Raw genomic sequence first — 24,639 nt, forward strand, 5'->3', positions numbered from 1 at the left:
ATATTTTCTAAGTACAAATTTACAGCGAATATGTTATTAGTAAAAATAATTTAAATTATGTTTGTGATAAATATATTTATATCATGGTCAATCTCGAATGGTACAGAACTTTTAAATCAGTTTATAAAAACGGTAATTTTTCATTGGCAGCCAAAGAACTTTTTATCAGTCAGCCAGCGGTTAGTCAGCAAATAGGGATGTTGGAGGCGCACGTGGGCTACAAGCTTTTTAATAGGAAATCTAAAGGAGTAGAACCAACCGAATATGCTAAGTTACTTAATAATTTGATCATTGAGGCGCTGGACCGATTGGAAAATGTAGAAAACGGTTTTAGAGCGAAAGCATTCAATGCCAATAGATTAATTTCAGTAGGGATATCAAAACACTTCATGATCAGTTTAGGAAGTGTACTGCTTTCAAAATTTGATTTTATCGATTTCAGCTTTCATGAAAATGACCAATTATTCGAATTGGTCGATTCAAAGAAGTTAGATTTTGCCATTGTTACCAAACAATATGACACTTTTGATACCATTCAGAAAAATGTTGGAAAAATCAAGCAAGTTATTGTTGGTTCTTCGGCTCTCGAGGTTTCTTTATTGAAACAGAACATTAAGAATAAAGATTTCATTGCAACCGAAAGTTGGTTAAACGATCAAAAATGGTTCAGTCATGATGCTGGAATTCCGCATATCAAATTATTTTGGTTGCATGTTTTTAATAAAAAACGACCTTCGATGGTTCCTAATTATATCATTCCTTCAGAACACGAAATGATAGAGATACTTTCTAGGAATTTGGGAGTTTCAGTAGTTTGGGATATTAATGCTCGGAATTTTATTGCCGATAAAAAAATTCAGTTATTGTGGAATAGTAAAGAAATGCCCAGTACAGAAGTTTTTCTTTTATCAGCCAAAAAAGACAATTTAAATACTATTTTCGAAAAAATTGAAATAGAATTAAAAAATGCTTTGGCTTAACTATTTTTTGTAAAAATTATTGTGATCAATATATTCCCAAACTTTATTAGGTAATAATGGCTGCACGTTTTTTCCTTTTTTAATATTCTCCCGAATGAAAGTTGATGATATTTCGACAACCGGGGCGTCAATAAGGTGAATTTTTGGATGATTCTTTAATTCTAAATTTTCAGATTCCTCTGAAATTCTTGGATACACATAAATTTGATAATGTTCTAAAATGACTTCGTAATTCTTCCATTTATGTAAAGACTTTAAATTATCCTCACCCATAATAAGAGAAAATTCATAATTGGGATATTTTTCTTGTAAATGAGCTAGTGTATTTATGGTATAATTAGGTTGTGATAATTTAAATTCGATATCGGAAGGTTTTATTTTTAGAAAATCTTCGGAAGCAAGATGTACCATTTGCAAACGATGAGAATCATCTAGCAAAGTACTTTTCTTTTTCAAGGGATTATGAGGCGTAACTACCATCCAAATTTGATCCAAATCAGAATATTCTGCCATGTGATTGGCAATAATCAGATGCCCAATATGAATGGGGTTAAAAGTTCCGAAGTATAGTCCTATTTTCATTATCCTAGTAAATAGTAATTAGTAATTATTTTTTGAGCGTTTTTGAAAAGAATTTATCAACTTAGATTCTTCCTCAATTTGTCCCAATATTTCTTTCTAAAAAGGTTGATCTATTATAAAACCAAGTTCATTAATAATGAGTAACTGAGTTTCTATTTCAAATAATAAACCTCTACACAAATCTAAAAATGACTAAATGATTTTTGAGTATTTCTACCATAACCTTCTGCAATATTTGATGGATTAGAAACGAAAGCCCTTTTCAATTGACTTGCCAAAGCATATAGTTTTTCTTAGGGAATGCTATTAATAGGTGATATACTAACAGACAATTCTAATTCCTTTTTGCAAAATCAATAAATCTTTATTTGATTTTATTTCTATTATCTTAAGCTAATATTATTTTTTATCTACAAAATCCTTTACTAATTGATGTGCTTCTTCTAGTGCAATAGTTAAATCATAATTTTTAATAACAACATCAAATTGTGGTGCAGTTGCTAACTCAACCGAAGCTTTGGCAATACGCATATTGATTTTATCTTCACTTTCGGTGGAGCGTTTTTTTAAACGAATTTTGAGTTCATCAATACTTGGTGGTTTAACGAAAACAGCCAGCGTTTCGTTGGGAAATTTATGCTTAATTCGTAATCCACCTGCCACATCAATATCAAAAATCACATTTTTTCCAAGGCTCCAGATACGTTCTACTTCACTTTTTAATGTACCATAAAAATTATCTCGGTACACTTCTTCCCATTCTAGAAAGTCATCATTTTTAATGTGTTTTTTGAATTCTTCTGTCGATATAAAGTAATAATCTTTTCCGTTTACCTCTTCGCCTCTGGCGTCGCGAGATGCAGCCGAAATAGAAAACTCTAAATTTAAATCATCTTGCGCTAATAAATGTTTAACGATAGTTGTTTTTCCAGATCCAGATGGTGCCGAAAATACAATTAATTTACCTCCTTTGTTCATGCTTATTTTTTTATGCGTTTTTAACTAATTGTTGTAAATCAGTTTGTTTTATTTATGTTTTACTACTGTAATTTTATAAATTGAGTGTAATAAAAAAGACGCGGTAAATCGCGTCTAGTATATAATTATTACAATACGTTTAAAACCTGTTCTTTTATCTTCTCTAATTCGTCTTTCATCTGAACGACTAATTTTTGCATTTGAGCATGATTGGATTTCGAACCCATCGTATTGATTTCTCGACCCATTTCTTGAGTGATAAAACCTAGTTTTCTACCATTTGCCTCAGTTCCGTTGATAGTTTCTAGGAAATAATCTAGGTGATTTGTCAAACGTACTTTTTCTTCGGTAATGTCTAGTTTTTCTAGATAGTAAATCAATTCTTGTTCAAAACGATTTTCATCAACGTTTACTTTTAGTTCAGCAATTGCCGTTTGCAAACGATCTTTAATGGCCTGAACACGTTCTGGATCTAAAGCCAAAGCATCGGTCATATATTGTCGAATATTGCCAATGCGCAATTGAAATTCTTTTTCTAAAGACATTCCTTCATCTTTTCTAAAAGTCAAGATGTTTTGTAGCGCTTCTTCAATTACTGTTTGGATTTGTACCCAATCATTTTCGTCAATTTCGTCGCGTTCTATTTTCATCGTATCCGGCATACGAATCGCCATTTTCATCAATTCCGTTTCATCAGCATCAGAATATACTTCTCGCAATTGATTGATGTATCCTTTTACAATAGGCACATTTACTTTTGTCGAAGTTTGTTCAGCAGTACTTTCGATAAAAACAGAAAAATCTACTTTTCCTCTTTCTAATTTCAAAGCAATTTGGTTGCGCAAACCCAATTCCATTTCGCGATACAGCGAAGGCATTCTTACATTAAGGTCTAATCCTTTACTATTTAGGGATTTTACTTCTACTGTTATTTTTTTGGATGGTAATTGCAAACTTGCTTTCCCAAAACCTGTCATCGATTGTATCATATAATTTTCTAAAAGAGGGCAAAGATAGTAAAAAATAAGACCTCAAACCCGCAAAGTAAAAATTGAAGATTTGATTGATTATAATCTAAAAATAAAGGGGAATAAGCACTTTAAACTGTTGTTAAGAGAATGCTCAATCAAGATAATTACTCAAAAATAAGTTATGTTTTTCTAATTTTGATTAGATTTCTTTCTTTGGGTTTTGTGGAGAGGATACCAAATAAACTCCTATAAATATTAAAATAGCCGAGATGATTTTAACCAAACTCAGTTCGTCTTTTCCTAGACCAATTGCAAAAACGGTCGCAAAAAAAGGTTGCAAATATATAAAAACAGCTACGGTTGTTGGTTTTAATTCTTTCATTGATAACAAATTTAATAAATAGGTTAAGAATGTAGATATCACGACCACAAATGCTATTTTCCAAACAATTGCATCCGGAATGGCAGACCAATTTACTACTTCGAATTCCCTCCATCCAAAAGGCAAAACCATTATAAAACCAAATAAATATATCCATTTTACAAACGTAAAGGCATTGTATTTATTCATTAATTTCTTGACTATAATTAAGTAAAAACCATAGGAAATAGCATTGACTAAAACTAGAAAATTTCCTAAGCCTGCATTGGCTGCATTACCAATTGATTTTCCGTACAGAATCAAAAATCCAGTTCCTACTAAACCCAAAAGAATACCCAATATCATACGGATTTTCATTCGCTCTTTTATGATGATTGCCGAAAGAGCTAACACAATCATAGGTGTAGAAACCATTATAACTGCTGCCGAAATAGGTGAGGTTAAACTCAAACCTTTGAAAAAAGTAAGCATATTAAAGGCTACTCCAAAAAATGCGGCGGCAATAATTCTTGGAAAATCAGAACGCATTATTTTTTCTTTTGGCATAAATAACCAAACCAACCAAAAAAGAAGCACTGATCCGCCTACACGGAGTAATATAAAACCATAAGCATCAATATACAAGGGCATTACATCCTTAGCAATTGTAAAGGTAACACCATAAATGATCGAGACAATTGTGGCTCCTATAAGAGCGAGATTTCTTTTAGACATTTCCTAAAGCCAGCATTACTTGATGCATATTTTGTTGGGTATTACCAATATAAATTTTGTTATTGATAATAAAAACGGGACGACTCAAAAAAGTATAATGTTCCAAAATATATTTTTTAAAATCCTCCTCAGTCAATGATTTATTTTTCAAATCCATCGATTTGTACAATTGTGCTTTTTTGCTAAAAAGAGCTTCGTAACTTCCGGAGAGTTCACGCATATGTTCTAATTCCTCTACCGTAATTGGATCTTGTTTGATATCATGAAACTTAAACTCATGATTTTTGGGTAATGATTTTATAATTTTTCGGCAAGTATCGCAGGAAGCGAGATAGTATATTTTGTCCATAATAAGGTTGTTTTCTTAGTGCAAAGAAAAATAATTTGACACTGAAAATTATTGATTTTATAAAAAAAGATGCAAAACAAATAGTAAAACAGGTGTATTTCTTTTTTGTTCAGAAGCTATTCCTGCTTTACATTACAATCTCATGTTGCTAACCCTTTTTTTTCTATGTCATAAAAGGAGCTTCCAAGGGTCGCTCTTTTCTACCAGAAAAAAATAGACTTATCAACAAGAGGATTTTCATTTCTATCAGGGCTACTGCGTTTCTGTCACCAAGTTATTTAATTGCTAAATAATCATTTACTTCTTTATAAGACAACAGTATTTCCTTTGTTCCGTCCGCATAAGACGCGACTTCATAAGAATTGTAATACAAGAGCAATCCTTTATCAGTAAAGAAAATATTTTGTGGTAACTGAAATTTTTCTTTTTCAAACATTAAACCCGTTGCATTAATTGGTTTGTTTGCAGGGATTTTATATTTGGCTCTAAATTTTTTTTCAGCAAAAGCTTTAAAAGCCTCACTATTAGTAAATAATTGATCGTTTGAAATTGATTTTCCAGTATTTATATCAAAAAGTAAGGAACGTAATCCTTGGTAACCATGTGCGCCACCAGTGTAGGTGTAATGGTTGATTTCTATATTCAATATATTTTCAGATTGGTATTTTACACTTCCTTTGATGTCTGCTTCCCAACCAAATTTATCATTTGGATATTCTTTCTGAAGTTTTTCATAAGAATTGATAAATGAAGTTAGCAATCCGTTATAATCTTTTGAAGTATAGGGTTTTTCACCAAAATAAACAATTTCCTTTAATACTGAAAACACTTTTTTATTGATGCTATCTGCCACAACAGGCACGCCATCCGCAACTGGGATTTTCACACTTATTGCAGGACAATCTCCTGTGCAAGGCAGAGTAGTTTTTTTCTGAAAGGATTCGTCTTTAAAAACCAATTCATTAGAACATTGTGCTACAGAAAAAAGAAGTAGGGAGTAAATTATAAAGTATTTCATGTCAAAAATGTTAATTAAAAACAAAGGTACTTACTTGTTTCTTGGTTAGATAAAATTAAAGGGTAAATTTGCAAAACAATTTTCCTTTAAAATTCAACTTATGAAATTCAATACTAAGGTTATTCACGGTGGACAACACCACGATCCAAGCACAGGAGCTGTAATGCCTCCTGTATATCAAACGTCAACATTTGTACAAACGAGTCCTGGTCAACCTTTAAACCCAGATTATGAATACAGTAGAGCAGCAAATCCTACTAGAAGTGCTTTAGAAAACGCCTTGGCAAGTATAGAAAATGGAACACGAGGATTGGCTTTCTCCTCTGGATTAGCAGCTACTGATTGTGTTTTGCGTTCTTTTAAATCTGGCGATGAGATTATAGCGATGGATGATTTATACGGCGGAACCTATAGAATGTTTACACGTATTTATAAAGATTCAGGAATAAAATTTCATTTTGTCGATATGAATGACTTAGAGAAATTCAAATCCTTAATTAATGAAAACACCAAATTGGTTTGGGTAGAAACTCCAACTAATCCGTTGATGAAATTAGCAGATATTCAAGAAATTGCTAAAATTACAAAAGAGAAAAAAATACTTTTTGCAGTCGATAATACATTTGCAACTCCTTATTTGCAAAAACCATTAGACCTTGGAGCAGATATTGTAATGCATTCGGCTACAAAATATTTAGGAGGACATTCTGATGTTATTGCTGGAGCTTTGATTGTAAAGGACGAAGCACTGGGCGAACAACTACATTTTCAACAATTTGCAACGGGCGCTACTTTAGGGCCAATGGATAGTTTTTTGGTTTTAAGAGGAATTAAAACCTTGCATTTGCGTGTACAAAGACATTGTGAAAATGGAGGCAAAGTAGTTGAGTTCTTAAATAATCATCCAAAAGTTAAGACCGTATATTATCCAGGATTGCCAAGTCATCCGTATCATGAAATTGCTAAAAAGCAAATGAGTGGTTTTGGAGGAATGGTTTCCTTTACTTTTGTTTCTGGTAAAAAAGAAGATGCGATTGACTTTCTTGAAAAAGTAAAAGTATTCACTTTAGCAGAATCTTTAGGAGGAGTAGAATCATTAGCGAATCATCCTGCATTAATGACACATGCTTCAATTCCAGAAGACAAACGAAAAGAAATTGGAATTACAGACGATTTAGTTCGATTGAGTGTAGGTATTGAAGATGCAGACGATTTAATCGAAGATTTAAAACAAGCATTAGCATAAAAACGGTGTTTCTATAAAAAAAGCTCCAATTCTGAATTTATAGAATTGGAGCTTTTTTTATAAAATACTATTTAGTTTATAAGTAATAGATGTAACCAACATTCAGCCACACTAACCAATCATTGGCTTTGTTTTCTTTATAAATTTCTGGATTAGGATTTAAACCATCAACCCAGTTAGAAAAGAAATACTGAAAGCGGAGATCCAGTAATAAATCGGAGGAATCATCTAGTTTATAACGGGTTCCTAAACTACTAACCACTGAGAAAACAGTTTTGCTTTCATTAGAATATCCATGAGCACGACCATCAGAAGGGGTTAAATACTTAGGAAAGGTAGTTGCTGAATTACCCAAAGCGCCCAATGACGAGGTGGCTTTAGCATTGTAATAACTAAACTGACCTCCTAGACTTGCATAAGGTGCAAAACTACCAATTGTAGCTGTAAAATCGCGAATGCTTAAAGGAAAAAGTTCCAGTTGTGTTCCTATATTCATGATGCTTGAACTTCCTTCCATCGCTCTTAGTTGCTTTGCTCCAAGAGAAGTTTTGTCAGGAGAAACATATTCGCCGTAATGTTTTAAGTTGGTTTTATTAAATGATAATTCCGATCTTAATTTAAAATGCTGATTAAAATACGTTTTAGGAGTGTAATTATATTCAGAATTATACGTAAAATTTAAATAATGAATAATTCCAACACCAAAACCTGTGTTGCCAGAATTAGTAGACAAGTCATGTCTTTCCCCATAATCAGATTGAAAAGCGACCGGCCCTACAACAACTCCTATTTCGTGAGAGTGACCGTCGAACTGAGCATTTGAATTATTAGAAAATCCAATAAAAATAAATAATATGAGTATTAATTGTTTGATCATTAGACTGTAAAATTTTCAAATCCTTACAAATATATAAAAACCGCAGTCATAATGCAGAATTATTAAAAAATAATAGGTGTAAGCTTGATTCTTTCAAGAGTATAAAAAATGCTGTTATGCACGTTTGAAAGTGTTTCTCAAATGCAGAACTTATTATGAAATCCTCATATAAAGATTATTCTATTGATATATTAAAAAAAATAAGTATGAATATTTTATAAAATGTATATTTGTGATTAATTACGAAATCGTTTTTACAATTTAAATATATTAGTCTATGTCACTAAAAATTAATGATTTTATGGCTCAAGTTGAAGCTAAAAATCCTAATGAACCAGAATTCATCCAAGCGGTAAGAGAGTTTGCAGAAACCGTTATTCCATTTATTGCAACTAAGCAAAAATATGATGGTAAAAATCTTCTATTAAGAATGTCAGAACCGGAACGATCTATTATTTTCCGTGTTCCTTGGGTAGATGATATGGGAGAAATTCAGGTAAATAGAGGTTTTAGAATTCAAATGAACTCTGCCATTGGACCTTACAAAGGGGGAATTCGTTTTCACCATACTGTAAATTTATCAGTACTTAAATTTTTAGCTTTTGAGCAAGTGTTTAAAAACAGCTTAACTACTTTACCAATGGGTGGAGGAAAAGGAGGTTCTGATTTTGATCCACAAGGAAAATCGGATGCTGAAGTAATGCGTTTTTGTCAATCATTTATGACTGAATTATGCAGACACATAGGTCCACAATTAGATGTTCCTGCAGGAGATATTGGTGTTGGTGCTAGAGAAATTGGTTATTTATTTGGTCAATACAAAAGAATTAGAAATGAGTTTACTGGAGTTTTAACTGGTAAAGGTTTAGCTTACGGAGGTTCTTTAATTCGTCCAGAAGCAACAGGTTACGGAGTTGTTTATTTTACTGAACAAATGTTACAAACTATTGGTCATACAATCAAAGGCAAAAGAGTAGCTATTTCTGGTTTTGGTAACGTAGCTTGGGGAGTTGCTTTAAAAGTAAACGATCTTGGTGGAAAATTAGTTACAATTTCTGGGCCAGACGGTTACATTTATGATGAAGAAGGAATCTCAGGAGACAAAATAGACTTTATGCTTGAAATGAGAGCAAGAGGAGATAATAGAGTAGAATCGTACTTAGAGAAATTTCCAAATGCAACTTTCCATAAAGGAAGAAGTGTATGGGAAGTAAAAGTAGATGTTGCTATTCCTTGTGCTACTCAAAACGAATTGCACGAAGAAGATGCTAAAAAATTGATCGCTAATGGAGTTATTTGTGTTACTGAGGCTGCAAATATGCCAAGTACATTAGGCGCTATTAAAGAATTTTTAGCTGCCAAAGTTTTATTTGCTCCTGGAAAAGCAGCAAATGCAGGTGGTGTAGCAGCTTCTGGATTAGAGATGACTCAAAACTCTATTCGTCTAAACTGGACAAGTGAAGAAGTAGATTCAAGATTAAAAGAGATTATGACGGGTATTCACAACCAGTGTAAAAAATACGGTACCGATGAAGATGGTTATGTAAACTATGTGAAAGGAGCTAATATTGCAGGCTTTGTAAAAGTGGCCGACGCAATGCTTGCACAAGGAGTGGTGTAATATCAATTTTAAAATAGCTTAAAAAAGCCTCTTGTCATTATCTTGACAGGAGGTTTTTTTTTTGAATTTTATTCCTGTTTTACTTTTACAAAAAAGAATAAGTTTTTTTATAAAAAACAAAGCACAACCAATTAATAGACCAAAATTGACTGCTATGGAGTGATTCTAAGCTTAATTTTATCTATTTTTTTGTTTTTAAAGGATTGCATTTTTTATTTTATTACGAATTTCATAATAAACAGCAATCGATTTTGCTTTAAAATAAATAGTATTGGTCTTAATTATGGAATGGGGAATTCTTTTGCTAAATCTAGATAATGGTATCGATATTTGTATTCAGGGCTATCTTTGTAAATCTTATAAACTAGTGCTAACAATGCTTATAATTTAAATGCCATGTCACAAAGTATCTCCGTTTTTATTGAAGAAGTTGCTAAAAATAATCCAAATGAACTCGAATTTATGCAAGCGGTTTTGGAAGTTGCTGAAGCTGTAATTCCTTTTATTGAAAAGAATAAGAAATACCAAAATAAAATGCTTTTGGAGCGGATGGTTGAGGCAGAAAGAATTGTAATTTTTCGGGTGCCTTGGATTGATGATAATGGACGAACACAAGTAAATAGAGGTTATCGCGTTCAGATGAATTCTGCAATTGGACCTTATAAAGGAGGCATTCGTTTTCATCCTTCTGTAAATTTGAGTATTCTAAAATTTTTAGCCTTCGAGCAAACCTTTAAAAATAGTTTAACGACTTTGCCTATGGGCGGAGGAAAAGGTGGAGCTAATTTTGATCCTAAAGGGAAATCAGATATCGAAGTGATGCGCTTTTGTCAAAGCTTTATGAATGAGCTATGCCGACATATTGGTCCAGATACAGATGTTCCCGCGGGAGATATTGGTGTAGGAGCAAGAGAAGTAGGATATATGTTTGGACAATATAAAAAAATAAAAAATGAATTTACTGGAGTTCTAACCGGAAAAGGAATGTCTTTTGGCGGTTCTCTAATTAGACCACAAGCCACGGGCTACGGAACAGTATATTTTGCACAAAGTATGCTAGCTACAAAAGGGCATGATTTTAAAGGTAAAATTGTCGTTATTTCAGGATCTGGAAACGTAGCGCAATATGCTACAGAAAAAGTAACCGAATTAGGCGGTAAAGTTGTAGCGCTTTCCGATTCATTGGGTTATGTTTATGATCAAGATGGTTTTGACGCGGAGAAATTAGCTTACGTTATGGAATTAAAAAACGAACTCAAAGGAACTCTTAAAGATTATGTTGCTAAGTTTCCAAAAGCAGAGTATGTATTAGGAGCTCGTCCTTGGGATGTAAAATGCGATATTGCATTACCGTGTGCAACCCAAAATGAGCTAGACGATACAGACGCAAGAATTTTAGTAGCCAATGGATGCATCTGTGTTGCCGAAGGCGCTAATATGCCTTCTACAGCAGCGGCTATGTCAGTTTTTCAGCAAGCCAAGATACTTTATGCACCTGGAAAAGCATCTAATGCAGGTGGTGTGGCGACCTCAGGTCTAGAGATGTCTCAGAATTCATTACGACTAAAGTGGTCTTTTGAAAAAGTAGAGGAAAGACTAAGAGAAATTATGACGGATATTCATCAGTCTTGTGTTAAATACGGTACAGACGAAAATGGCCATGTAGATTATGTTAAAGGAGCAAATATTGCAGGATTTGTAAAAGTAGCAGACGCGATGTTAGCACAGGGAGTAGTTTAAAATCAATGTTTTTAGAGAAAAAAAGCTTTCGATTAATGAGCATTAGATCGAAGGCTTTTTTTTGCGCTAACAAAATGCTAAGACTTCTGTTTGTTCTATATTTGTAAACCAATATTTATGCAAATAATGAAAAATAATAGTTTCTATTTTTTGATGCTGCTTTTAATGCAAATCTCTTTTGCCCAAAATAAACCAGTCTGGCAGGGTTATTTTTCTTATAATGAAATAAAAGGAATTTCAGAATCTGCAACAACAGTTTTTGCTGCTTCAGAAAATGCATTGTTTTCAAAAAATAGTACGACCAATTTGCTTAAAACAACCAATACTATTGATGGACTTTCAGGACAAACTATTTCGGCACTTTACCATAGTGTAAAATACAATAAAACGATAGTCGGTTATAAAGATGGATTACTAATACTCGTTAATGAAAACGATGGAACAGTGAAGAAATTCGTAGATATTATAACCAAGCAACTTCCGTCAGAAATAAAAAAAATAAATCACTTTTTAGAATATGAAGGTTTCCTCTACATTTCATGTGATTTTGGAATTGTACAATTTAATTTGAACACCCAGCAATTTGGGGACACTTATTTTATGGGTGCTAATGGCCTAGAAACAAAGGTAAACCAAACAGCGATCTATAATGGTTTTATTTATGCAGCGACAGATAATGGCATAAGAAGTGCTGCTATCGAAAATCAAAATTTAATTGATTTTAATCAATGGACAACTATAATTACCGGAATATGGATAAAAGTAATTGCTTTTGGTTCCGATTTATATGCGATTAATAACGTTGGAAATATTCATAAATTTAATTTAGTTTCAAATAATTTCATAGCTATTACTCAGCTCCCACAACCCGCATTAGATACTAGATTTACCTCAGGTTATTTTATAGTAACCACGTTAAACAATGTTTATGTTTATAATAATGAGATGGTTTTGATTCGTCAAATAAAGAGCAATCAAGTTTTGCAAAGTACTGTAACTTTTACTTGCGCAACCATCATAGGCGATACCGTTTTTATAGGAACGAAAGAAGAAGGGATGTTGACAACCCCACTTTCGACAGTAGCAGCCTTCGAAAACAGCACGCCATCTGGACCTTCTAGAAATAATATTTTTTCATTTCAAGCAACATCAAAATCCCTTTGGACAGTATATGGAGATTATTCGGTTGATTATAATCCCTATCCATTGGACAATTATGGTTTGAGTAAGTTTTCTGAAAAAGGTTGGCTTAACATACCTTATCAAAAAGTTTTTAATGCAAAATCAATAAGCAGTGTCACCATAAATCCAAACAATGAAAATCAAGTTTATGCGAGTTCCTTTTTTTCTGGATTATTGAAAATTGAAAACGATGAACCTACAATTTTATATAATCAAACCAATAGTGGTTTAGAATCCTTAACCTTTGCAGGAGCCAATTACATTGATATTCGTGTTAATGGAACTGCATTTGACAAATCAGGGAATTTATGGGTGACCACAAGCCGAATTATAAATGGATTGAAGGTTTTAAAAACCAACGGACAATGGCAAAGTTATGCTATGGATGGTATTTTGGATTCAGCTATTGATAATAATTTTGGTGCGATTGTCATAGATAAAAATGGAACAAAATGGCTAGCAACCAGCTTAGATGGAGTAGTTGCTTTTAATGAAAGTAATAACAAATTTAAAAAAATAACAATGGGATCGGATACGGGCAACTTACCCGCTGTAAATGTCCGAACCATAGCTGTAGATAATAAAAACCAACTTTGGATAGGTACAATGAAGGGATTGCGAGTTTTGCCTAATGTAGGAAGCTTTCAGACAGAGGGGCAAATGACTGCTAAGCCAATAATTATTCTAGAGGACGGCCTTGCCCAAGAATTGCTCTACGAGCAGTTTGTCACTAGTATTGCTGTAGATGGCGCTAATAATAAATGGATTGGCACTGCAGATTCTGGTGTATTTCTAGTTTCGCCAAATGGTCAAGAAACTAAATATCATTTTACAATAAATAATTCTCCGTTGCCTAGCAATACTATAAATGCCATAACAATAAATAGTGTTACCGGTGAGGTTTTTATAGCCACTGCCAAAGGGTTAATTTCTTTTAAAGGGACAGCTACTGCTGCAAATGATGATTTAAGTAATGCCTATGTATATCCTAATCCTGTAAGACCAGAATATACAGGAACCGTTAAAATAGCTGGTTTGTTGGACAAAGCAAATGTAAAAATTACTGATATTGGCGGAAATCTAGTCTATGAAACTACTGCTCAAGGTGGGACAATAGAATGGGATACAACGGCTTTTGGTAAATATAAAGTCGCCACGGGAGTATATATGATTTTTATTTCAGCACAGGATGGAGCCGAGACAAAAGTCAAAAAAGTAATGATTATTAGATAGCTATTATAAATGATTGTCTATATTATTTTCCCTATTTAAATTTCAAAAAATGCACATTAAAACTAAAGCAATTGTTCTTTCATCATTAAAGTTTCAGGAGAAAAGCTTGATTGTGAAATGCTTTACGCTTTCGCATGGATTAAAGTCCTATTTTGTTCGTGATGCATTCTCATCGCGCAAATCAAATCAAAAAATTGCTTATTTTCAGCCGTTGACAATTTTAGAAATTGAAGCCGTTCATAAAAACAAAGGAACTCTAGAAAATTTTAAAGAGATTAAAATTGCTTCTCCTTTTCATTCCATCCATTCTGATATTTATAAAAGTACCATTGTAATGTTTATTTCCGAAATATTGCATCATTCCATTCATGAGGAAGAGGAAAACGAACACTTATTTACTTTTTTAGAAACGGCATTAGAATGGTTAGACAATCATGACGAAATTGCCAATTTTCATCTGATTTTAATGCTGGAAACTACAAAGTATTTGGGTTTTTATCCTGACATTTCTGATGTTGATATGCCGTTTTTTGAAATGACCGAAGGAATTTTCACTCCTTTTCATGCTATCAATTCGTTGACAGAGCACGAAACAAATCTTTTTAAAAAATTAATTGATTTAAAGTTCGATAACAATCAAAAAACGTTTCATGTTATTGAAAGGCAAATCATTTTACGCATATTAATTGATTATTATAGCTTTCACCTCAGTGGTTTTAAAAAACCAAAATCACTCGATGTGTTAAAGGAAATTTTTTCTTGACAATCAATTAGAGAACTGCTCATCGAAATTTATTTTTCTTTTAGAACTTAAAATGGGTTTATATTCATGCGTTTGATTTTTAAATAAAACCTCTTTCAATTGATAAAGTTCTGTTACATATTCAAATCCTTCTTTATCTACTAAATAAATATTGCCCTTTCTTTTGGCAACTACATAATCGCTAGTTCCAAACCAATCAACTTCAGAATAAATGGCGGGAATAATGACTTTCTCATTAGTACCAAAACCGTATTTATCGCCAAGTTTTAGTCTGAATTCAGGATAATAAAGTCTGTCAATTTCGTCATAAAGAGTGGGAACTATTTCTTTGCCAAGTAGGTCTATTATCCCTTTTTTATTATTTTTTTCTACAAGATAAATGGGTTGTTTGTTATAAAGATAATCTGCTGTAATGACATCAAACTCTAGTGGGATAATTTCAGTTCCGTCTGGATCTATAATTCCCCATTTACCATTGCGTTTTACTTTTGCGGTATTATTATTAAAGGCATAGACAAAATCATATTTGGGAGCAATAACCAATTCTTTTTTGCTGTTGCTAAAACCCCATTTCCCATTGATGAACGTAGGAAGTAAACCCATATATTTATCGGACTTGCTATAATGACAAGCTCTTTCGGAACTGCTACCGGCTCCAAAAACTAAAAAATTCCCGCTATTGTCAAAAAAATCCATAATTAGTAATTCCCCATTTTTGTCCTGGCCAATTCTTATTCTCCGCACGTTTATTGTGCTATAAATTAAAGGAATGAAGGATTGCTGTTTGGAGAAATAAATTTCTAAAAATTTACTTTTTCGCACTCCTTTTAGTATTAATTCGCGCTCCAATGTGCCCGATTTGCTGTCTGCTAAATAAGTTAATTTTACGGTATCTGGTTCTTTAAAAGTTAGATTAACAAAGTCTGCTTTTTCATCATTAATATTAAAATTTTGTAAAAGAGAACTAAGGTTTTTGTTGCTTTTTGTAACTTTTGATCTAGCAATGTAATTTCCGTTTAAGCTTTGTAAATCAGCTATTTTGACAAATTCAGATGTCTTATTGACGCGATACGTGCCACACGAATGAAGGACAAAGAGTGATGCACTTAAAATTAAAATTCTAAATTTTTTTTCCAACACAGTGTTTTTTAAAGAATTAAAATTAATCAAAATTAAATGGACTTAAAGGACAAATTACTTTAAAAATAGCAAATAGAATACTATAATTTCTCATTTGGAAATTTATAAAACAATAATCAATGTTTTTTTTGCAAGAAATTTTTTCTTAACAAAATCTAAATTTTACATATATTTGGCCTTTTATAAAAGCAAATTTTTGTTTTTTATGGAATTTATTAAAAGCAAAACAATAAGAATTCTTAATTATAAATAATTTAATAAATATTGATGAAAAAAATTACCCTTTCAATTTTGATGGCTTTGTCGCTAAGTTTTTCTGGATATTCTCAACGGAGTTTTGATGAAAAAATTACAACAGAATCAAATATTCAAGATTTAGTTCAAAATGAGATTACTGGAGTGATTGTGTTTAAAGAAGGAAATACCATCAAAGGTATTAATCCAGAGACTAAGAAAATTATCTGGACTTTAACTAGCGAAGATTTTGGAAAAACTTCAGCAGCAGATATTTTATCAGATCCAGATTTTGGTAAAATATTTAAAGATAAAAGTGATTTAACAAGTATTGCTGGAAGTCCTTATGTGGAGGCTTATATCAATTCAAAATTTATAATCATAAACACAGATACTGGAAAAGTTGTTTACAACTCTTCTAAAGAATCCTTTTGGGTAACCCAATCTGATTTTCTTCCAGAAACGGACGAATATTTGCTTACGCTAAAAAGTGGTGGCGACATGGCAATTGCTTTAATTGACATGAAAACGGGTAATTTAAAATGGAATACGGTTGTTGATAAAGCAAAATCTTTGTTTAGTTTTTCTTTGAAAGAATCAGCTAATACTAATATTGCTCGCGTAAACGGTTCCGTTATATATTATTTGCTTTATGGTAAATTATATTCTTTCGAAAGAGAAACTGGTAAACTGAACTGGAAAGCAGAAGAGGATTATTCTAAATTTTTCCTAACTCAAAACGACAAAAATATTGTTGTTGTAAATAGTAAAGGATTATTGTCTTCAAAAGAGTACTTAAATGTATTGAGCACAGACAATGGTAAAAGTATCTGGAAGGAATCTATCAAAACCAAAAAGGTAATTTATTTAGAAGACTGGGGAACAAAGTTATTAATTGCTCATTATGGTGGTTTTAACTTTTATGATTTAAAATCAGGAGAGAAAATCTGGAAAAAAGATGCTAGAGGTGACGGATTGAAAAAAGTGATTCCTATAGAGCAAGACTTTCTATATGTTGCTGAAAATGAAATGATGCTTATCGATAAAGATGGTCAAAAGATCTGGAAAAAATTCATCGAAATTGCTGATGATAAAGAAGATCCTATTTATTATTTAGGCAGAGTAGGTGATAAAGTGATGTACTTAACGGGAACGTATGGTAATTTAGTTGATTACAAAACGGGAGTTAAATTATGGAAACGTAATATTAAATTCAACGAGAAAAGACCAGTATTACCTACTTATGATGAGGCAACCAATACGTACTTAGTGTATAATGATGAGAAACTTTACAAATTTGATCCAAGTATCAGTGATAAACCTGAGCCGTTTGCAAAGGTGAATGTGAAAAACGAGAAAGATCTAAATAGTATCGAAAACTATCCTTGGGGAGTGGCTATATCTGGTCCTGTGGAAGTTATGGGCGTAGCCTTAGACGGAAGTATTAAATACCATAATGTATATAAACAACCAGGAGAAACAGGAAGAAGATTGTTAAAAGGTGTTTCTGGAGCGGGAAGCTTAGCAATGGGAGCGGCCTCTGCAATAAATGGTTTAGTAGGACAAGAAATTGATTTGATAGTTAGAGATGAAAAAGGCAATATTGTGGGTAATATTCACAAAGATGCTGATGAAAAATTATTGAAAAAATCTAAAAATCAAGCTGTAGCATCTGCAGCAATGGGAATTGTAGCAGCGAAATTTAATTCTCGTTTTAATGCGATGAAACAAAACAGAGACTTTTCATATATTTTTGCTAAAGCAGAAACAGGAGAGAAAGTCTTAGTAAAAGTTAGAAAAGCAGATGGTGTTGAGGTTGATAAAATTATATTTAAAAACAACAAACCAATCTATGAAATAGATCCTGCGACACAAAATATTTTTTATGTGTTAGATAACTCTATTCAGATTTTTAACAAAAAATAATTAACCAAAACCAACCAAGCCATCAAGATTTATTTTGATGGCTTTTTTTTTGCCATGAAGAAAATAATATTGCTTTTATTTTTCGTTGGACTTTCGTTTATGCAGGCTCAAGAGAAAGTTAATTATAAGAAAAAGAAATTTTACATACCAGCAATTGCTTATTCGCAATATCCTTTTTTGGATAACCTATTGACAAAAACTACAATTTATCTAGTTGATAGCGAGTTGAAAGCTGAAGAAAAATGGGCAACACTCACGAATTATCTTCTTCGGAAAAAATGCCTGACAATTATTACGAAATAATAAATGGTCCTGAGGCATGGAGTTACCAAAATCGAAACGTAGGAGAAAAATGGATAAAATTAAATAATTCAGATTACTGGGACATCAGTAATAATCTAGATCTAATTCATTTAGTAACCTCTTTCCGATTTGATTTATGGAATAAACTAGAATTGTTACCAGATGAAACTTCGGATGGCAGACTTTGTTATCATTTGAGTTATACCGAAAAAATAGTCAATGCTAAAAATAGAGTAATTCCAAAAACAGAATATCATTTTTTTATTGATAAAGAAAATTTTCAGTTAGTTTCATCAGAAAAAACAACATTTGAAGACGGAAATAGAAACTCATTCGAAAGAAAAGTGTATCAATATTATAGAAGAATTACAATAGTAAATAAGGGTAAAATACCACATAAAATTTGTACGAATTTGAAGATTTTTATGGAGATACTTTTTATTAAGAAACTCGGGAAAAAGTAGAAATAAACTCTGCTTTTTCAAATAGGATTTTCATCAAGGAAGTTTACGCTGGAGGTTTTAAATAACTAAATAAGAAGTCTTAATTGTAAAACTGCCATTAAGACTTTTTTATTTTTAGCTATTAGGCTGTTGGAATTATAAAAAGGATTGGAAAATCAGTATTTTTTTTGAATTAGAAAATAATAAATAAGTGTTTTTTTAACTTGAATAAGAGATTTAAGAGATTGGATTGTTGGTTAACTCGTAACTTTCTAGCTGCGACTTTCAACTTTCGATTTTAATTTATTACTTTCGCACATCGATTAAAGAAAAGGATAAAATGAGCACAAAATTTACTGAATACAAAGGACTTGACTTACCTACAGTAGCGTCAGAAGTTTTAGATTTTTGGAAGAAAGAAAACATTTTCGAGAAGAGTGTAACCACTCGTGAAGGAAACCAACCATTCGTGTTTTTTGAAGGGCCACCTTCGGCAAATGGATTACCTGGAATTCACCACGTAATGGCGCGTGCTATTAAAGATATTTTTTGCCGGTATAAAACTCAAAAAGGGTTTCAAGTAAAGCGTAAAGCAGGTTGGGATACTCACGGTTTGCCTGTAGAATTAGGTACAGAGAAGGAATTAGGAATTACGAAAGAAGATATTGGGAAGACTATTTCTATCGAAGAATATAACGAAGCGTGTAAAAAAACCGTAATGCGTTATACCGATGTATGGAATGATTTGACCGAGAAAATGGGATATTGGGTGGATATGGAAGATCCGTATGTGACTTATAAATCCAAATACATGGAAACCGTTTGGTGGATTTTGAAACAAATCTACAATAAGGATTTGATGTACAAAGGCTACACGATTCAACCTTATTCGCCAAAAGCGGGAACAGGATTGTCTTCTCATGAAGTAAACCAACCCGGAAGTTATAGAGATGTAACCGACACAACTGTTGTAGCTCAGTTTAAAGTGATTGAAGCGCACAAAGAGGTAGTATTTGCTAAGTTTTACGATTATATTACATCAAAAAATTTACAGCATTACAAATTAGATGCATTAGATTTAGAGGAGATTTTCATCTTGGCTTGGACGACAACGCCTTGGACTTTGCCTTCCAATACCGCTTTGACCGTTGGGCCAAAAATTGACTATGTTTTAGTTAAAACCTTCAATCAATATACATTTCGTCCTTCAACCGTAATTTTAGCTAAAAATTTAGTCGGAAAACAATTTGGTAAAGGTTTCTTTGAAAGTACGGAACCTGCTGATTTTGAAAATTTCAAAGAAGGAGATAAAAAAATTCCATACCAGGTGCTTGCAGAATGCAAAGGTGCTGATTTGGTTGATATTCGTTACGAGCAATTATTGCCATTTGTTTTGCCTTACCAAAATGCTGAAGATGCGTTTAGAGTAATTGCAGGTGATTTTGTAACTACCGAAGACGGAACAGGAATTGTACATACGGCACCAACATTTGGTGCAGATGATGCAAAAGTAGCCAAAGAAGCTTCTCCTGAAATTCCACCCATGTTAGTTTTAGACGAAAATGGAACTCCAGTTCCTTTAGTCGACTTACAAGGAAAATTCACTTCTCATGTAGGTGAATATTCAGGTAAGTATGTAAAAAACGAATATTATAACGACGGTGAAGCTCCAGAACGATCTATAGATGTGGAACTTGCCATCCGATTAAAAGAGGAAAATAGAGCCTTTAAAGTAGAAAAATATGTTCACAGTTATCCTCATTGTTGGAGAACTGATAAACCTATTTTATATTATCCTTTAGATTCTTGGTTTATAAAAATCACAGAAATTAGAGATCGTATGTTCGACTTGAACGAAACCATCAACTGGAAGCCGAAAGCGACTGGTGAAGGAAGGTTTGGAAACTGGTTGAAAAATGCAAATGACTGGAATTTATCTCGCTCTAGATATTGGGGAATTCCGTTACCAATTTGGAGATCTGAAGACAAACAAGAAGAAATTTTGATTGGTTCGGTTGAAGAATTATATAACGAAATAGAAAAATCTATTGCTGCTGGTTTCCAAAAAGAGAATCCTTTTAAAGGTTTTGAAATTGGAAATATGGCCGAATCAAATTATGATTTGATTGATTTACATAAAAATGTAGTAGATGAAATTACCTTAGTTTCTGCTTCTGGGAAACCAATGAAGCGCGAAGCTGATTTGATCGATGTTTGGTTTGATTCGGGTTCAATGCCTTATGCACAATGGCATTATCCTTTTGAAAATAAAGATAAAATTGATCAAAACAAAGATTTTCCAGCTGATTTTATTGCAGAAGGAGTCGATCAAACGCGTGGTTGGTTTTATACTTTGCACGCTATTGGAACTTTAGTTTTTGATAAAGTTGCCTATAAAAACGTAGTTTCAAATGGTTTGGTTCTGGACAAAAACGGACAAAAAATGTCTAAACGTTTAGGAAATGCTGCCGATCCTTTTGAAACTTTAAAAGAATATGGTCCTGATGCAACGCGTTGGTATATGATTTCGAATGCAAATCCTTGGGATAACCTGAAATTTGACCTAGAAGGAATTGCTGAGGTTCGCCGTAAATTCTTTGGAACGCTTTACAACACGTATTCGTTTTTTAGTTTATACGCTAATATTGATGGTTTTAAATACGAAGAAGCAGAAATTCCGTTGAACGAAAGACCGGAAATCGATCAATGGATCATTTCAGAATTGAATACATTGATAAAAGATGTAGATGGTTTTTATGCGGATTATGAACCTACTAAAGCAGCTCGTGCTATTTCTGATTTTGTACAAGAAAACTTGAGTAACTGGTACGTTCGTTTGTGTCGTCGTCGTTTTTGGAAAGGAGAATATGCACAAGATAAAATTGCAGCTTATCAAACTTTATATACCTGTTTGCTAACTATTAGTAAGCTTGGAGCGCCTATTGCGCCATTCTTCATGGACAAACTTTACAGAGACTTAACTTTGGCAACACAATCAGAGGAATTTAGTAGTGTACATTTGGCCGAATTTCCTAAATACGTTGACAACTTTGTTGATAAGTCGTTAGAGAGCAAAATGCAGAAGGCACAAACAATTTCGTCACTAGTTTTATCATTGCGTAAAAAGGAAATGATTAAGGTACGCCAACCCTTACAAAAGGTAATGATACCGGTACTTGACGAGAGTCAAAGAGCTGAAATCGAAGCCATTTCTGACTTGATAAAAGCAGAGGTAAACGTGAAAGAAATCGTACTTTTAGATGATGCTTCGGGTGTTTTAGTAAAGCAAATTAAACCTAATTTTAAAACACTAGGACCTCGTTTTGGTAAGGAGATGGGCTTGGTTTCTAAGGAAATACAAGGGTTTTCAAAAGAGCAAATTAGTACATTAGATAAGAAAGGAAGCTTAGAGGTTGTTATTGCAGGAAATAATGTACTTTTAACCCTAGAAGATGTAGAAATAACCTCTCAAGATATTGAGGGTTGGTTGGTAGCAAACTCAAACGGAATAACGGTTGCGCTTGATATTACAATTTCTGAAGAGTTGAAACAAGAAGGAATTGCAAGAGAGTTAGTAAATAGAATTCAGAACATCCGTAAAGATTCTGGATTTGAAGTTACAGACAAGATTAAAGTACAATTAAAAAGAGATGGAATTTTAGAAACTGCCATTCTTAAAAATGAAGATTATATTAAATCCGAAACATTAACGAGCGAGTTGGTTTTTGTGGATGAAATAGAAAACGGTACGGAAATTGAATTTGACGAAATAAAAACAATGATATTAATTTCAAAATAATACGAAAATGGTAGACGAAACGGCAAGGTACTCTGATACAGATTTAGCAGAGTTCAAAGAAATAATCCAAGGCAAGATTCAAAAAGCACAAGTAGATTTAGATTTAATCAAAAGCGCTTATATGAATGACTTGAATAATGGGACTGATGATACTTCGCCTACATTTAAAGCTTTTGAAGAAGGAAGCGAAACAATGTCAAAAGAAGCAAATTCACAATTAGCAATCCGTCAGGAAAAGTTCATACGCGATTTAAAAAATGCACTTTTCCGTGTAGAAAATAAAACATACGGCGTTTGTAAAGTGACTGGAAAATTAATCGGGAAAGATAGATTAAGAATCGTCCCTCACGCAACAATGAGTATTGAAGCAAAAAATTTGCAACGATAAGAAATTTATAGTTTAGTATTAGATTCCAAATTCCATAATTTACTTATAAAATTATTGGGATTTGGAATTTAGTTTTTAGAATTTACCTACTTTTGCCCATTAAATTTTATAAAATGTCATTACGAAAAGCGTATCTCCTTATTTTTATTCTTTTGCTTGTTGATCAAGTTTCCAAAATTTACATTAAAACTAATTTTATTTTAGGAGAAGAAGTTCAGGTGTTCAACTGGTTCAAGATTTTATTTATAGAAAATGAAGGAATGGCTTGGGGAGTTCAAATTCCTGGACAATACGGAAAATTGTTTCTAACTCTTTTTAGAATTGCAGCCGTTGGAGGAATAGGATATTGGCTATGGGATTCCGTAAGAAATAAGTCCTCAAATTATTTAATTGTTGCCATTTCCTTAATTTTAGTAGGAGCTTTTGGAAATATTATTGATTCTGTTTTTTACGGAGTTATTTTTAATGATAGTCATTATGAAGTAGCAAAGTTATTTTCAGATCAACCCTATGGAACATGGTTTCATGGAAAAGTAGTTGACATGCTTTATTTTCCTATATGGCACGGAAAATTACCAGTTTGGCTCCCATTTTGGGGCGGAAATGATTTTACTTTTTTCAATGCCATCTTCAATGTTGCCGATATGGCAATTTCTACAGGAGTCGGAATATTAATTGTTTTTAATAAAAAAGCATTTCATAATCAATTATAAAATCAATCCTTTTTTAAAGATTTAGATTGGTTATAGTACACTATAAAAAGCAAGCCTTCTTGAGTTAAATCTAGAGGGCTTGCTTTTTATTTTTAAATACGTGTATCATTGGTAAACTTACTACTGCTGTGTTTCTATTGCCAACTCGATAGCATTTGCTAATATAAAGCTAAAATACAATTAGCTACAGTAGGAATTCCTTAATTTTGTGCAACAGAATTATTGTGAATTTTGTCAAAAAAAAGTAATTATGGAAAACACCCTAAAAGTACAAATTTGGTCGGATATCATGTGTCCGTTTTGTTATATCGGAAAAAGAAGAATTGAAGAAGCATTGAGCCTTTTTGAGCATAAAGATAATGTTGACATTGAATGGAAAAGCTATCAGTTAGACGCCAGCTTTGTAGCTTCTCCTAACGATAATATGGTAGAACATCTAGCACATAAATATGGAAAAGATACAGCTTGGGCTCAAGGAATGCTAGATAATATGACGCAAAACGCTAAAAATGCAGGATTAGATTTTCATTTCGAAAAAGCAATTTTGGCTAACTCTTTTGATGCACATCGATTATTGCATTTGGCTAAAAAACATAATTTAGCAAATGATTTAGAAGAACTTTTGTTCAAAGCCTATTTGACCGAGGGTAAAAATATAAATGACAAAAGCATTTTAAAACAATTGGGCATTTCAGTCGGCTTAAATGCGGATGCAATTGATGAAGTATTACTTTCTGATGCTTATGGTGCAGCTGTTAAGAAAGACATTGAAAACGCAAATTCAATTGGGGTGCAAGGGGTGCCTTTCTTTGTTTTTGATAATAAATATGCAGTTTCAGGAGCGCAACCGGCAACTGCGTTTTTAGAAACTTTACAAAAAGTATGGCAAGAAGGAAAATTTGATTCTAAAGTGACTTTACTGAATACAACAGAAGGTGATTCTTGTGGGATTGATGGTTGTGACTAAAATTTAACTGTCTTATAGTAATGCAAAAATCCCGTTGGTACGAATACCAGCGGGATTTTTTTGATAATTTTAATTACTAATTCAAAATTA

General features: G+C 32.6%; 21 protein-coding genes. 12 read left to right on the forward strand and 9 right to left on the reverse strand.

The genetic code is table 11. The features are described 5' to 3' along the window. The first annotated feature begins 83 nt into the window (after positions 1–83). The gene (locus MW871_RS01805; protein ID WP_248427355.1) at positions 84–980 is read left to right on the forward strand and encodes a LysR family transcriptional regulator; all 897 of its coding nucleotides are present in this window, start codon (positions 84–86) and stop codon (positions 978–980) included. On the opposite strand, the gene nadD is transcribed toward MW871_RS01805, so the two are convergent. The 7 genes from nadD to MW871_RS01840 all read right to left on the reverse strand — a co-directional run bounded on the left by nadD (position 981) and on the right by MW871_RS01840 (position 5,974). After that, positions 981–1,562 carry a nicotinate (nicotinamide) nucleotide adenylyltransferase gene (gene nadD, locus MW871_RS01810; protein ID WP_248427356.1) on the reverse strand — a complete coding sequence of 194 codons (582 nt, stop codon included), beginning with the start codon at positions 1,560–1,562 and terminating at the stop codon, positions 981–983. It lies immediately after the preceding gene. 182 nt (positions 1,563–1,744) lie between these two features. After that, positions 1,745–1,840, reverse strand: coding sequence for a four helix bundle protein (locus tag MW871_RS01815; protein ID WP_317192519.1), 96 nt, complete (start codon positions 1,838–1,840; stop codon positions 1,745–1,747). Between the two features lie 121 nt (positions 1,841–1,961). Then, positions 1,962–2,540 (reverse strand): guanylate kinase, encoded by a 579-nt coding sequence (gene gmk / locus MW871_RS01820; protein WP_210645382.1) that lies wholly within the window; start codon positions 2,538–2,540, stop codon positions 1,962–1,964. Between the two features lie 128 nt (positions 2,541–2,668). Further along, positions 2,669–3,529, reverse strand: a complete 861-nt coding sequence (locus tag MW871_RS01825; RefSeq protein ID WP_210645384.1) for a YicC/YloC family endoribonuclease — start codon at positions 3,527–3,529, stop codon at positions 2,669–2,671. Between the two features lie 181 nt (positions 3,530–3,710). Beyond that, on the reverse strand, positions 3,711–4,607 hold the full coding sequence (locus tag MW871_RS01830; RefSeq protein ID WP_248427357.1) for a DMT family transporter: 897 nt from the start codon (positions 4,605–4,607) through the stop codon (positions 3,711–3,713). Then, the gene (locus MW871_RS01835) at positions 4,600–4,956 is read right to left on the reverse strand and encodes an arsenate reductase family protein (RefSeq protein ID WP_188049419.1); all 357 of its coding nucleotides are present in this window, start codon (positions 4,954–4,956) and stop codon (positions 4,600–4,602) included. The genes MW871_RS01830 and MW871_RS01835 overlap by 8 nt, the downstream gene beginning before the upstream one ends. Positions 4,957–5,230: 274 nt before the next feature. Beyond that, a complete protein-coding gene (locus tag MW871_RS01840; RefSeq protein ID WP_248427358.1) occupies positions 5,231–5,974 on the reverse strand; it encodes a DUF3298 and DUF4163 domain-containing protein in 744 nt (247 codons plus the stop codon). Between the two features lie 91 nt (positions 5,975–6,065). Here MW871_RS01840 and MW871_RS01845 point away from each other — a divergent pair, with 91 nt between their 5' ends. Beyond that, complete coding sequence (locus MW871_RS01845) at positions 6,066–7,220, forward strand: cystathionine gamma-synthase (protein ID WP_345799444.1); 1,155 nt, start codon at positions 6,066–6,068, stop codon at positions 7,218–7,220. A gap of 76 nt (positions 7,221–7,296) precedes the next feature. Here MW871_RS01845 and MW871_RS01850 read toward each other — a convergent pair whose 3' ends face one another. Further along, the gene (locus MW871_RS01850; protein ID WP_210645394.1) at positions 7,297–8,097 is read right to left on the reverse strand and encodes a THC0290_0291 family protein; all 801 of its coding nucleotides are present in this window, start codon (positions 8,095–8,097) and stop codon (positions 7,297–7,299) included. 277 nt (positions 8,098–8,374) lie between these two features. Between MW871_RS01850 and gdhA (MW871_RS01855) the strand changes: the two genes are divergently transcribed. The 4 genes from gdhA (MW871_RS01855) (at position 8,375) to recO (ending at position 14,636) form a co-directional block, all read left to right on the forward strand. Further along, positions 8,375–9,718, forward strand: a complete 1,344-nt coding sequence (gene gdhA, locus MW871_RS01855; RefSeq protein WP_188049423.1) for an NADP-specific glutamate dehydrogenase — start codon at positions 8,375–8,377, stop codon at positions 9,716–9,718. Between the two features lie 396 nt (positions 9,719–10,114). Continuing rightward, complete coding sequence (gdhA, locus tag MW871_RS01860) at positions 10,115–11,458, forward strand: NADP-specific glutamate dehydrogenase (protein WP_248427360.1); 1,344 nt, start codon at positions 10,115–10,117, stop codon at positions 11,456–11,458. 126 nt (positions 11,459–11,584) lie between these two features. Continuing rightward, on the forward strand, positions 11,585–13,873 hold the full coding sequence (gene porZ, locus MW871_RS01865; RefSeq protein WP_248427361.1) for a type IX secretion system anionic LPS delivery protein PorZ: 2,289 nt from the start codon (positions 11,585–11,587) through the stop codon (positions 13,871–13,873). Between the two features lie 49 nt (positions 13,874–13,922). Then, entirely contained in the window at positions 13,923–14,636 is a 714-nt protein-coding gene (recO, locus tag MW871_RS01870) for a DNA repair protein RecO (protein ID WP_248427362.1), read from the forward strand. Positions 14,637–14,639: 3 nt separating this feature from the next. Here recO and MW871_RS01875 read toward each other — a convergent pair whose 3' ends face one another. After that, a complete protein-coding gene (locus tag MW871_RS01875) occupies positions 14,640–15,773 on the reverse strand; it encodes a WG repeat-containing protein (RefSeq protein ID WP_248427363.1) in 1,134 nt (377 codons plus the stop codon). Positions 15,774–16,043: 270 nt separating this feature from the next. Here MW871_RS01875 and MW871_RS01880 point away from each other — a divergent pair, with 270 nt between their 5' ends. The 6 genes from MW871_RS01880 (at position 16,044) to MW871_RS01905 (ending at position 24,549) form a co-directional block, all read left to right on the forward strand. After that, complete coding sequence (locus tag MW871_RS01880; protein WP_188049429.1) at positions 16,044–17,936, forward strand: outer membrane protein assembly factor BamB family protein; 1,893 nt, start codon at positions 16,044–16,046, stop codon at positions 17,934–17,936. A gap of 242 nt (positions 17,937–18,178) precedes the next feature. Beyond that, a complete protein-coding gene (locus MW871_RS01885) occupies positions 18,179–18,703 on the forward strand; it encodes a hypothetical protein (protein WP_248427364.1) in 525 nt (174 codons plus the stop codon). Between the two features lie 319 nt (positions 18,704–19,022). After that, a complete protein-coding gene (gene ileS / locus MW871_RS01890) occupies positions 19,023–22,481 on the forward strand; it encodes an isoleucine--tRNA ligase (protein WP_248427365.1) in 3,459 nt (1,152 codons plus the stop codon). A gap of 7 nt (positions 22,482–22,488) precedes the next feature. Continuing rightward, positions 22,489–22,869, forward strand: a complete 381-nt coding sequence (locus MW871_RS01895; RefSeq protein ID WP_188049432.1) for a TraR/DksA family transcriptional regulator — start codon at positions 22,489–22,491, stop codon at positions 22,867–22,869. Positions 22,870–22,982: 113 nt separating this feature from the next. Further along, positions 22,983–23,582, forward strand: coding sequence for a lipoprotein signal peptidase (locus MW871_RS01900; RefSeq protein ID WP_188049433.1), 600 nt, complete (start codon positions 22,983–22,985; stop codon positions 23,580–23,582). 250 nt (positions 23,583–23,832) lie between these two features. Next, complete coding sequence (locus tag MW871_RS01905) at positions 23,833–24,549, forward strand: DsbA family oxidoreductase (RefSeq protein ID WP_210645408.1); 717 nt, start codon at positions 23,833–23,835, stop codon at positions 24,547–24,549. Positions 24,550–24,639: the final 90 nt, after the last annotated feature.

This window comes from Flavobacterium pygoscelis, from assembly GCF_023162025.1.
Lineage (GTDB): Bacteria > Bacteroidota > Bacteroidia > Flavobacteriales > Flavobacteriaceae > Flavobacterium > Flavobacterium pygoscelis.

Bases quoted from the DNA above. Each gene is read 5' to 3' on its own strand.
- MW871_RS01805 (WP_248427355.1), top strand. From the start codon at position 84: ATGGTCAATCTCGAATGGTACAGAACTTTTAAATCAGTTTATAAAAAC.
- nadD (WP_248427356.1), bottom strand. From the start codon at position 1,562: ATGAAAATAGGACTATACTTCGGAACTTTTAACCCCATTCATATTGGG.
- gmk (WP_210645382.1), bottom strand. From the start codon at position 2,540: ATGAACAAAGGAGGTAAATTAATTGTATTTTCGGCACCATCTGGATCT.
- MW871_RS01825 (WP_210645384.1), bottom strand. From the start codon at position 3,529: ATGATACAATCGATGACAGGTTTTGGGAAAGCAAGTTTGCAATTACCA.
- MW871_RS01830 (WP_248427357.1), bottom strand. From the start codon at position 4,607: ATGTCTAAAAGAAATCTCGCTCTTATAGGAGCCACAATTGTCTCGATC.
- MW871_RS01835 (WP_188049419.1), bottom strand. From the start codon at position 4,956: ATGGACAAAATATACTATCTCGCTTCCTGCGATACTTGCCGAAAAATT.
- MW871_RS01840 (WP_248427358.1), bottom strand. From the start codon at position 5,974: ATGAAATACTTTATAATTTACTCCCTACTTCTTTTTTCTGTAGCACAA.
- MW871_RS01850 (WP_210645394.1), bottom strand. From the start codon at position 8,097: ATGATCAAACAATTAATACTCATATTATTTATTTTTATTGGATTTTCT.
- gdhA (WP_188049423.1), top strand. From the start codon at position 8,375: ATGTCACTAAAAATTAATGATTTTATGGCTCAAGTTGAAGCTAAAAAT.
- gdhA (WP_248427360.1), top strand. From the start codon at position 10,115: ATGTCACAAAGTATCTCCGTTTTTATTGAAGAAGTTGCTAAAAATAAT.
- porZ (WP_248427361.1), top strand. From the start codon at position 11,585: ATGAAAAATAATAGTTTCTATTTTTTGATGCTGCTTTTAATGCAAATC.
- recO (WP_248427362.1), top strand. From the start codon at position 13,923: ATGCACATTAAAACTAAAGCAATTGTTCTTTCATCATTAAAGTTTCAG.
- MW871_RS01880 (WP_188049429.1), top strand. From the start codon at position 16,044: ATGAAAAAAATTACCCTTTCAATTTTGATGGCTTTGTCGCTAAGTTTT.
- MW871_RS01885 (WP_248427364.1), top strand. From the start codon at position 18,179: ATGGGCAACACTCACGAATTATCTTCTTCGGAAAAAATGCCTGACAAT.
- ileS (WP_248427365.1), top strand. From the start codon at position 19,023: ATGAGCACAAAATTTACTGAATACAAAGGACTTGACTTACCTACAGTA.
- MW871_RS01895 (WP_188049432.1), top strand. From the start codon at position 22,489: ATGGTAGACGAAACGGCAAGGTACTCTGATACAGATTTAGCAGAGTTC.
- MW871_RS01900 (WP_188049433.1), top strand. From the start codon at position 22,983: ATGTCATTACGAAAAGCGTATCTCCTTATTTTTATTCTTTTGCTTGTT.
- MW871_RS01905 (WP_210645408.1), top strand. From the start codon at position 23,833: ATGGAAAACACCCTAAAAGTACAAATTTGGTCGGATATCATGTGTCCG.